The organism is Neoroseomonas rubea, assembly GCF_016106015.1.
GTDB classification, from domain to species: domain Bacteria; phylum Pseudomonadota; class Alphaproteobacteria; order Acetobacterales; family Acetobacteraceae; genus Neoroseomonas; species Neoroseomonas rubea.
The window spans coordinates 1-8728 of sequence record NZ_JACADQ010000162.1 but is presented as its reverse complement, the minus strand read 5'-3'; the positions used below and the strand labels follow the sequence as shown (position 1 = coordinate 8728).

The 8728-nt window shown below is 71.7% G+C and carries 9 protein-coding genes; 7 read left to right on the top strand and 2 right to left on the bottom strand.

What is annotated here, in order from left to right; translation table 11 throughout:
• Positions 1–222: hypothetical protein (locus tag HW577_RS15160; protein WP_198376992.1), on the top strand; the 222-nt coding region annotated here is incomplete at its 5' end.
• Positions 223–279: 57 nt separating this feature from the next.
• The gene (locus HW577_RS15155; protein ID WP_198376991.1) at positions 280–738 is read left to right on the top strand and encodes a hypothetical protein; all 459 of its coding nucleotides are present in this window, start codon (positions 280–282) and stop codon (positions 736–738) included.
• A 9-nt stretch (positions 739–747) separates the two neighbouring features.
• On the opposite strand, the gene ilvD is transcribed toward HW577_RS15155, so the two are convergent.
• Together ilvD and apbC are read right to left on the bottom strand one after the other, a co-directional pair.
• Entirely contained in the window at positions 748–2604 is a 1857-nt protein-coding gene (gene ilvD / locus HW577_RS15150) for a dihydroxy-acid dehydratase (protein WP_198376990.1), read from the bottom strand.
• 94 nt (positions 2605–2698) lie between these two features.
• Positions 2699–3805, bottom strand: a complete 1107-nt coding sequence (gene apbC, locus HW577_RS15145; protein ID WP_198376989.1) for an iron-sulfur cluster carrier protein ApbC — start codon at positions 3803–3805, stop codon at positions 2699–2701.
• A gap of 324 nt (positions 3806–4129) precedes the next feature.
• Here apbC and hflK point away from each other — a divergent pair, with 324 nt between their 5' ends.
• The 5 genes from hflK to HW577_RS15120 all read left to right on the top strand — a co-directional run.
• The gene (gene hflK, locus HW577_RS15140; RefSeq protein ID WP_332837730.1) at positions 4130–5212 is read left to right on the top strand and encodes an FtsH protease activity modulator HflK; all 1083 of its coding nucleotides are present in this window, start codon (positions 4130–4132) and stop codon (positions 5210–5212) included.
• Complete coding sequence (gene hflC / locus HW577_RS15135) at positions 5209–6108, top strand: protease modulator HflC (protein ID WP_198376987.1); 900 nt, start codon at positions 5209–5211, stop codon at positions 6106–6108. Before hflK ends, hflC begins: the two co-directional genes overlap by 4 nt.
• Positions 6105–6296 (top strand): DUF2065 family protein, encoded by a 192-nt coding sequence (locus HW577_RS15130; protein WP_198376986.1) that lies wholly within the window; start codon positions 6105–6107, stop codon positions 6294–6296. Before hflC ends, HW577_RS15130 begins: the two co-directional genes overlap by 4 nt.
• A gap of 112 nt (positions 6297–6408) precedes the next feature.
• Complete coding sequence (locus HW577_RS15125) at positions 6409–7920, top strand: DegQ family serine endoprotease (RefSeq protein WP_332837729.1); 1512 nt, start codon at positions 6409–6411, stop codon at positions 7918–7920.
• 131 nt (positions 7921–8051) lie between these two features.
• Positions 8052–8728 (top strand): DUF6311 domain-containing protein (locus tag HW577_RS15120; RefSeq protein ID WP_198376984.1); only part of this gene is annotated, 677 nt, incomplete at its 3' end.

Genomic DNA, 8728 nt, shown 5'->3' with positions numbered 1-8728 from the left:
CGTGCCGCCGCCAAGGGCGCGCGCACGCGCAAGGCCGGGCGCCGCTTCGCGCTGCGCCCGCTCGGCCCCGGCGCGCGGCGCTGGGTGTTCTTCGGCGGCTTCACGCTCGCGCTGCTGGTCGGGCTGCCCGTCGCGCATGCGCTGCTGGGCGATGTGGGGGCGATCCTGCTCGGCACCTTCGCGCTGGGCTTCGTGCTGGGGCGGATGACGGCGGGGCGCTGAGCGTAACCGCGCGGCGTAGCCCGGCGAAACGAGGGTCAGCCGCGAAGGAACGCCGCCATGACCCGCACCGACCGCATCCTTCGCCTGGCCGCCTGGCTGCCGGCGATCTGGATCGCCTGGGAGTTCACCTTCTACCAGCAATACAAGCTGACGGGGCATTCCGGCTCGGTGGACTTCATCTTCCAGCCGCTCGCCGACTGGTTCGGCATTCCGGCGCATGAGAAGCCGCTGCGCCTGTCCGTCGCCTCGATGGAGATCCTCGCCACCATCCTCGTGCTCATTCCGCTGACCCGCGCCTGGGGCGGGCTGCTGACGATGGGGATCATGAGCGGCGCGATCTTCTTCCACGCGATCGGCCCGATTGGCATCGACCCCTACGGCGATGGCGGGAAGTTGTTCAAGGAAGCGATCGTCACCTGGTTCGCCGGCGCCTTCCTGGCCTTCGCGAACCGGCAGGAGATCATCGCGCTGGCCGCGCGGCTCGGCCTGAAGGTGCCGGCGCCGCGCGCGGGCTGACGCGGCGGCTCAGCGCCGCCGCAGCCCCGTGACGTCGCGCACCGCGCCGCGGGATGCGCTGGTCGTCAGCGCCGCATAGGCCTTCAGCGCCGTGCTGACATGCCGCTTGCGCGGCGCGGCGGGCTGCCAGGCCGCCTCGCCCTTCGCCTCCATCGCCGCGCGGCGGCGGGCAAGTTCCTCATCGGCCACCGCCAGGTGGATGCGGCGCGCGGGGATGTCGATCTCGATGGTGTCGCCATCCTCGACGAGCCCGATCGTGCCGCCCTCCGCCGCCTCGGGCGAGCAATGCCCGATCGAAAGGCCCGAGGACCCGCCGGAGAACCGCCCATCCGTCACCAGCGCGCAGGCCTTCCCCAGGCCTTTCGACTTCAGGTAGCTCGTCGGATACAGCATCTCCTGCATCCCGGGGCCGCCGCGCGGGCCCTCGTAGCGCACCAGCACGATGTCGCCAGGCATCACCGCGCCGCCGAGGATGCCGTCCACCGCCGCGTCCTGGCTTTCGAAGACGCGCGCCGGGCCGGTGAAGGTGAGGATCGAGGCATCGACGCCCGCCGTCTTCACGATGCAGCCTTCCTCCGCGATGTTGCCGAACAGCACGGCAAGGCCGCCATCCTTCGAGAAGGCGTGCTCCACGTCGCGGATCACGCCGCCTTCGCGATCGGTGTCGAGGCTCTCCCACCGCGCCGCCTGGCTGAAGGCGACGGTCGTCGGGATGCCGCCGGGGGCGGCGCGGTAGAACGTCTCGACCGCCTCCTTCGCGCCGCGGCGCACGTCCCATTCCGCCAGCGCCTCGGCCAGGCTCGGCGCGTCGATGCGGGAGACGGAGGTGTCGATCAGCCCGCCGCGATCGAGCTCGCCCAGGATGCCCATGATGCCGCCGGCGCGGTGCACGTCCTCGACATGCACGTTCTGGACGGAGGGCGCGACCTTGCAGAGCACCGGCACGCGGCGCGACAGCCGGTCGATATCCGCCATGGTGAAGGGCACGTTGCCTTCCTGCGCCGCGGCCAGCAGGTGCAGCACGGTGTTGGTCGACCCGCCCATGGCGATGTCGAGCGTCATGGCGTTCTCGAAGGCGGTGAAGGTCGCGACGTTGCGCGGCAGGACGCTCATGTCGTCGGTCTCGTAGTGCCGGCGCGTGATCTCGACGATCCGCCGCCCGGCCTCGAGGAACAGCCTTTCGCGGTCCGCATGCGTCGCGACGACGGTGCCGTTGCCCGGAAGTGCCAGGCCCAGCGCCTCGGTCAGGCAGTTCATGGAATTGGCCGTGAACATCCCCGAGCAGGACCCGCAGGTCGGGCAGGCGGACCGCTCGATCACCGCCACTTCCTCATCCGTCACCGAGGCATCGGCCGCGACGATCATGGCATCGATCAGGTCGACCGAGCGCTTCACGCCGCGATGGACGACCTTGCCCGCCTCCATCGGCCCGCCGGAGACGAAGATGGTCGGGATGTTGAGCCGCATCGCGGCCATCAGCATGCCCGGGGTGATCTTGTCGCAGTTGGAGATGCAGACGATCGCGTCGGCGCAATGCGCGTTGACCATGTACTCGACCGCGTCGGCGATCAGCTCGCGCGAAGGCAGGCTGTAGAGCATGCCGTCATGGCCCATGGCGATGCCGTCATCCACCGCGATGGTGTTGAATTCCTTGGCGACGCCGCCGGCCTTCTCGATTTCCCGCGCGACCAGCTGGCCAAGGTCCTTCAGGTGGACATGGCCGGGGACGAACTGGGTGAAGGAATTGGCGATGGCGATGATCGGCTTGCCAAAATCGCCGTCCTTCATGCCGGTGGCGCGCCACAGGCCGCGCGCCCCGGCCATGTTGCGCCCATGGGTGGTGGTGCGGGAACGGTATTGCGGCATCGGGCGCGTCCTCATGGCGGGCGCCCGGACCCTTCCGCCGGGCGCATCCGTGCCGAGGTAGCGCGGATTGCGGCCCGGCGCCAAACCCGCCCGGTCAGTCGACCAGGATGGCCGGGCCCGCCGCCGCGGGGGCCTTCACCTTCTCCCACACCCGCGCGGCGATGGCCCGGTAGGCGGCCGCTTCCTCGGTCTCCGGCCGGGCGGTGACGATCGGCGTCCCCGCATCGGCCAGTTCCCGGATGGCGAGCTTGAGGGGCAATTCGCCCAGGAACTCGACGCCGAGCCGCTCCGCCTCCCGCCGCGCGCCGCCATGGCCGAAGATGTCCGACCGGTGGCCGCATTCGGGGCAGCAGAAGAACGACATGTTCTCGATCACGCCGAGGACGGGAACGTTCACCTTCTCGAACATCCGCACGCCGCGGCGGGCGTCGAGCAGCGCGACATCCTGCGGTGTGCTCACGATGACGGCACCCGCCAGCGGCACGCGCTGGGACATGGTGAGCTGCGCGTCGCCGGTGCCGGGCGGCATGTCCACGATCATGATGTCGAGGGCACCCCACTCGACCTGGCCCATCATCTGCTCGAGCGCGCCCATCACCATCGGGCCGCGCCAGATCATCGGCGTCTCCTCCTCGACCAGGAAGCCGATCGACATGGCCTTGAGGCCCCAGCGGGACAGCGGCGTGATGCGGTTGCCGCTCGAGCGCGGCCGTTCCCGCGTCCCCAACATCTGGGGCAGGGACGGGCCGTAGATGTCGGCGTCCAGCAGCCCGACCCGCAGCCCCTGCGCGGCCAGTGCCACGGCGAGGTTCACGGCGGTGGTGGACTTGCCGACGCCGCCCTTGCCGGAGGCGACGGCGACGATGGCCCCGACCTCGGGCAGCAGCATCGGCCCCTGGCCGGACGGTGCCTTGGCCGCCTGGCGGGGGGTGGCGGGCTGGGGGGCGGCGGGGCGATGGGCGGTCAGCACGACGGTCGCGCTCAGCACACCGGGCACGGCGGCGGCCGCGCGCTCGGCCGCGGCGCGCAGCGGTTCCATCTGGGGGGCGCGCTCCCGCGGCACTTCCAGGGAGAATTGCACCATCCCGTCGCGCGCGGTCAGGCCCTGGACCATGCCCGTCGCGACCACGTCCTGCCCCGTCGCCGGGTCCTTCACCGCGCGGAGCGCCACCGTGACCGCTTCCGCCAGAGTCTCCGCCATCGCTTGAAAAGCCCCCGTTCCTGGACAATATCCGCGCCGCCGGGCAAGGCTCGCACTTCAACGACGCTTCTCGCCCGGCGCCCGGCCCGCGTCCATATGGTCGGGCGTCGCCCGCCCTGCATCCCCTGCGGGTGGGCGCCGGGCGAGACGCGACGTGATCGAACTGGTTTGACGGAGGCCCGGCAGAGCATGCCCTGGAACAACAGCGGCGGTCAGAGTCCCTGGGGGAACCCACGGCCCGGTGGGCCGTGGGGCGCTCCGCCGCCCCCGGGCGGCGGGCAGGGCGGGCCGCCCGGCAGCGGGCGCGGGCCGGACCTCGATGAGATGATCCGCCAGGCGCAGGACGCGGTCCGCCGCTTCCTGCCGCGCGGCGGGGGCAAGGGCATCGCGCTGCTCGGCTTGGTGCTGGTCGCGGTCTGGGCCGGCTCGGGCTTCTACCGGGTGCAGCCGGACGAACAGGGCGTGGTGATGCGCTTCGGCGCCTTCGACCGCACCGCCCCGCCGGGCCTGAACTACCACATCCCCTGGCCGGTCGAGAGCGTGACCACGCCGCGCGTGACGCGCATCAACCGCGTCGACATCGGCTTCGTCGGCGCGCAGGACGCCCCCGTGGTGACGGGCCGCGTGCAGCCCGCGCGCGACGTTCTCGCCGAAAGCCTGATGCTGACCGGGGACGAGAACATCATCGACATCGACGTCGCCGTCTTCTGGCGCATCCGCGATGCCGGCGACTTCCTGTTCAACACGCGCAACCCGGAAAGCACCGTGAAGTCGGCTGCCGAATCCGTGATGCGGGAGGTGATCGGCCGCACGCCGATCCAGCCCGCGCTGACGGAAGCGCGCGCCCAGATCGAACAGGAAGTGCGCCGCGGCGCCCAGGCGATCATGGACCAGTACCGCGCGGGCATCGAGATCGTGCAGGTGCAGCTGCAGAAGGTCGATCCGCCCGCCGAGGTGATCGAGGCCTTCCGCGACGTGCAGCGCGCCAATGCGGACCGCGAGCGCCTGCGCAACGAGGCGGAATCTTTCCGCAACGACATCATCCCCCGCGCCCGCGGCGAGGCCGAGCGCCTGGTCCAGGAGGCGCAGGGCGCCCGCGAAAGCCAGATTGCCCGCGCCCGAGGCGAGGCGGCGCGCTTCGTCAGCGTTCTCACCGCCTACCAGGCGGCGCCGGACGTGACCACGCGGCGCATCTACCTTGAGACCATGGAGGAAATCCTGCGGCGTAACCCGATGATCATCGTCGATGACCGGCTGCAGGGCGTCGTGCCCTTCCTGCCGCTCGGCGAGGGGGCGGCCGTCCCGCGCCCGCAGGGTGGGGTGCCGCAGAACCGGCCGCCTCCGCTGCCCGCCGTGCCGCAGGGCCCGGGCGTCGTGCAAAGCCGTAGCCAGGGGGTGCCGCGATGAACCGCTCCGTGATCGCGCTCGCCGCGCTCGCCGTCATCGTGGTGACGGCCACCTCCACCCTGTTCACCGTGCACCAGACCCAGCAGGTGCTGATCACGCAGTTCGGCCAGCCGATCCGCGTCATCCGCGAGCCGGGGCTGCAGGCGAAGATCCCCTTCATCCAGTCGGTGATCAGCTTCGACCAGCGCCTGCTCGACTTCGACGCGCCGGGCGAGGAAGTCATCCTGGGCGACCAGCGCCGGCTGATCGTGGACAGCTTCACGCGCTATCGCATCACCGACCCGCTGGTGTTCTACCAGACGGTCGGCGCGACCGAGGGCGGCATCCGGGCCCGCCTGAACTCGATCGTCTCTGCCTCGCTCCGCCGCGTGATGGGCAATGAGCCGCTGCTGTCGGTCCTGTCGGCTGACCGCACGCGGATTATGGGCGAGATCCAGCGCCAGGTGAATGTCGAGGCGCGCCAGTTCGGCATCGAGGTGGTGGATGTCCGCATCCGCCGCGCCGACCTGCCGCAGGAAAACACCCAGGCGATCCTCCAGCGCATGCAGTCCGAGCGCGAGCGCGTCGCACGCGAGGCACGCGCCGAGGGTGCGGAAGTGGCCCAGCGCGTGCGCGCCGGGGCCGAGCGCGAGCGGACGGTGCTGCTGGCGGAAGCCCAGGCGCAATCCGACGTGCTGCGCGGCCAGGGCGAGCAGGAAGCGCTGCGGCTGGTGGCCGACGCCTTCCAGCGCGACCTCGACTTCTTCCAGTTCTGGCGGTCCATGCAGGCCTATCGCGAGGCCTTCGCGGAAGGCAACACGCGCATGGTCATGACGCCCGACAGCGAGTTCTTCCGCTACTTCCGGGAGAGCGGCGGGCGGCTGCGGCCGCTGCCCGGGCCGGCGCCGGCGCAGTGACGCTGGCCGGCCTCCTCCAGGGGGTCGCGGTCGTGCTCGCCCTGGAAGGCATCGCCTATGCGCTCGCTCCCGGCCTGATGCGCCGGGGGCTTGCGGCCATGGCGGCCGCGCCCGAGGACGCGCTGCGCATCGCGGGCCTGGTCGCCGCCACGCTCGGCATCGGTCTCGCCTGGATGCTCGCGGCGTGAGGCCGGTGCTGCGGCGCGTCGCGTTTCGTTGCATGATGGCCGCTTCCGCCGGCTGCGGAAGATGCCACATCCTGTCCCGGCCCCTTGCCGCCCATCGATGAGGTCACAGCCCGTGCGCTTTGCCGTCCTCGCCATCGCCGCCCTCGTCTCGGCGGCGCCGCTCGCCCCGCTCGCGCCGCCCGCCATGGCGCAGCGCGCGCCGGACACCTTCGCGCCGCTGGCCCGCCAGCTGCTGCCCGCGGTCGTCAACATCTCGACCAGCCAGGCGGTGCAGGCCCGCCCCGGCCGGCCGGACGCGCCGGACGTGCCCCAGGCCCCGCCCGGCAGCCCCTTCGAGGAATTCTTCCGGGACTTCTTCAACCGCGGCCGGCCCGGCCAGGAAGGCCAGCAGCAGCCAGGCCAGCCGCAGCGCCCGCAGCGGCGCGGGCAGTCGCTCGGCTCCGGCTTCATCATCGACGCGGCGCAGGGCATCGTCGTGACGAACAACCACGTCATCGACGGGGCTGACGAGATCAACGTCATCCTGCAGGACAACACCTCGATCCGCGCGGAACTGCTCGGCACGGACCCGCGCACCGACATCGCGGTGCTGCGCATCCGCACCGACAAGCCGCTGACCGCCGTGCCCTTCGGCAATTCCGATGAGGCGCAGGTCGGCGACTGGGTGATCGCGATCGGCAACCCCTTCGGCCTCGGCGGGTCGGTCACGGCGGGCATCGTCTCGGCACGCGGGCGCGACATCCGGCAGGGCGCCTATGACGACTTCATCCAGACCGATGCCGCCATCAACCGCGGCAATTCCGGCGGCCCGCTGTTCGACATGCAGGGCCGGGTGATCGGCATCAACACGGCGATCTACTCGCCCTCCGGCGGGTCGATCGGCATCGGCTTCGCCATCCCCTCCAACCTGGCCCAACGCATCGTGGCGCAGCTGCGCGACGGCGGCCGGGTGCGGCGTGGCTGGCTCGGCGTGAACATCCAGCAGGTGACGGACGAGATCGCCGAAGCCCTGCGCCTGCCCGGCGGCGCGCGCGGCGCGCTCGTCGCCCGCGCGCAGGAAGGCGGCCCCGCCGCGACCGGCGGCATTCGCAACGGTGACATCATCCTGCGTTTCAACGGCGTGGATGTGCGGGACATGCGCACCCTGCCGCGCATCGTGGCCGACAACATGGTGGGCGCCGAGGTGCCCGTGGTGGTCTGGCGCGACGGGAAGGAGGAGACGGTCACCGTCACCCTTGGCGAACTGCCCGCCGAGCCGCAGCAGGCCGGCGCTGCGCCCACGCCCGCCCCGCAGCAGGGCCCGGTCGAGGTCGCGGGCCTGGGCATGCGCGTGGCCCCCATCACCGACGAGTTGCGCCAGCGCTTCAACCTGCGCGCCGAGCAGCGCGGCGTGGTGATCGTGGAGGTCGCGCCGAACAGCCCGGCCGCCGAGCGTGAGCTGCGCCCCGGCGACGTGATCGTGGAAGTGCAGCAGCAGCGCGTGAACACGCCGCGGGAGGTGCAGGACCGCATCGCCGCGCTGCGCCAGCAGAACCGTGGCGTCGCGCTCCTGGCCGTCGAAGGGTCCGGCGGGCAGCGCTTCGTTCCGCTCAGGCTGCGGGGCGAGCGGGGCGCGCCCGGCTGAAGAAGACAGGGGGGAGAAGGGAACTTCTTCCCCCTGGACCCCCCTCAACCTTCTTTGTGACCTTGGCCATCAATTCCCAACCGGCAGAGAAGGGAGGGGGCTCGGGGGAGGTTCCCCTCCCCCGACCTTCGTTGCTTGGCGCCCTGGCGGCCTGCTTCCTCGGCGCCTTCGTCATCCACACCGCCTTCGGCGGCTTCATCCTTCCCGTCGCCGACACCGGCTGGATGCTCTCCGGCCGCATCGGTCCCGACCCGGTGCAGTACTGGCTCGGCTGGACCGCCTTCGCGCGCGACGCCTGGCGCTGGCCGCTCGGTGCGAACCCCGGCTGGGGGATGGAACTCGCTTCCTCGGTCTTCTATTCGGACTCGATCCCGCTGGTCGCCTTCCTGTTCAAGGCGCTGCGCCCGCTGGTCGAGGTCGGCCAGTACTGGGGCCTGTGGATCTACGCCTGCGGCGTGCTGCAGGCGTTCATGGCGTGGCGGCTGATGGGGCTCGCGACGCCCGATCCGCTGGCGCGGCTCGCCACAGCGGGGCTGTTCGTGATGCAGCCGCTGCTGCTCGCGCGGCTTGGCGGGCATTTCGCCCTGGGCGGGCAGTTCCTGCTGCTGATGGGTTTGTGGCTGTGCGTCACGCGCGGGGAGGGCTGGCGCCGTGCCGCCGCCTGGGGCGCGCTGATGGCGGCAGCCGCGCTGATCCAGGCCTACCTGCTGCCGATGGTGGGCGCGCTCTGGGCTGCGGACTGGCTGGCGCGCGCGGCCGATCCCGCGCGGCGCGGCGGGGCGCGCATCGCGGCGGAAGCGCTGGGCGT

What these genes read in the sequence shown, in the direction of transcription:
- HW577_RS15155 (WP_198376991.1), top strand. Translation starts at nt 280, where the DNA reads ATGACCCGCACCGACCGCATCCTTCGCCTGGCCGCCTGGCTGCCGGCG.
- ilvD (WP_198376990.1), bottom strand. Translation starts at nt 2,604, where the DNA reads ATGCCGCAATACCGTTCCCGCACCACCACCCATGGGCGCAACATGGCC.
- apbC (WP_198376989.1), bottom strand. Translation starts at nt 3,805, where the DNA reads ATGGCGGAGACTCTGGCGGAAGCGGTCACGGTGGCGCTCCGCGCGGTG.
- hflK (WP_332837730.1), top strand. Translation starts at nt 4,130, where the DNA reads ATGATCCGCCAGGCGCAGGACGCGGTCCGCCGCTTCCTGCCGCGCGGC.
- hflC (WP_198376987.1), top strand. Translation starts at nt 5,209, where the DNA reads ATGAACCGCTCCGTGATCGCGCTCGCCGCGCTCGCCGTCATCGTGGTG.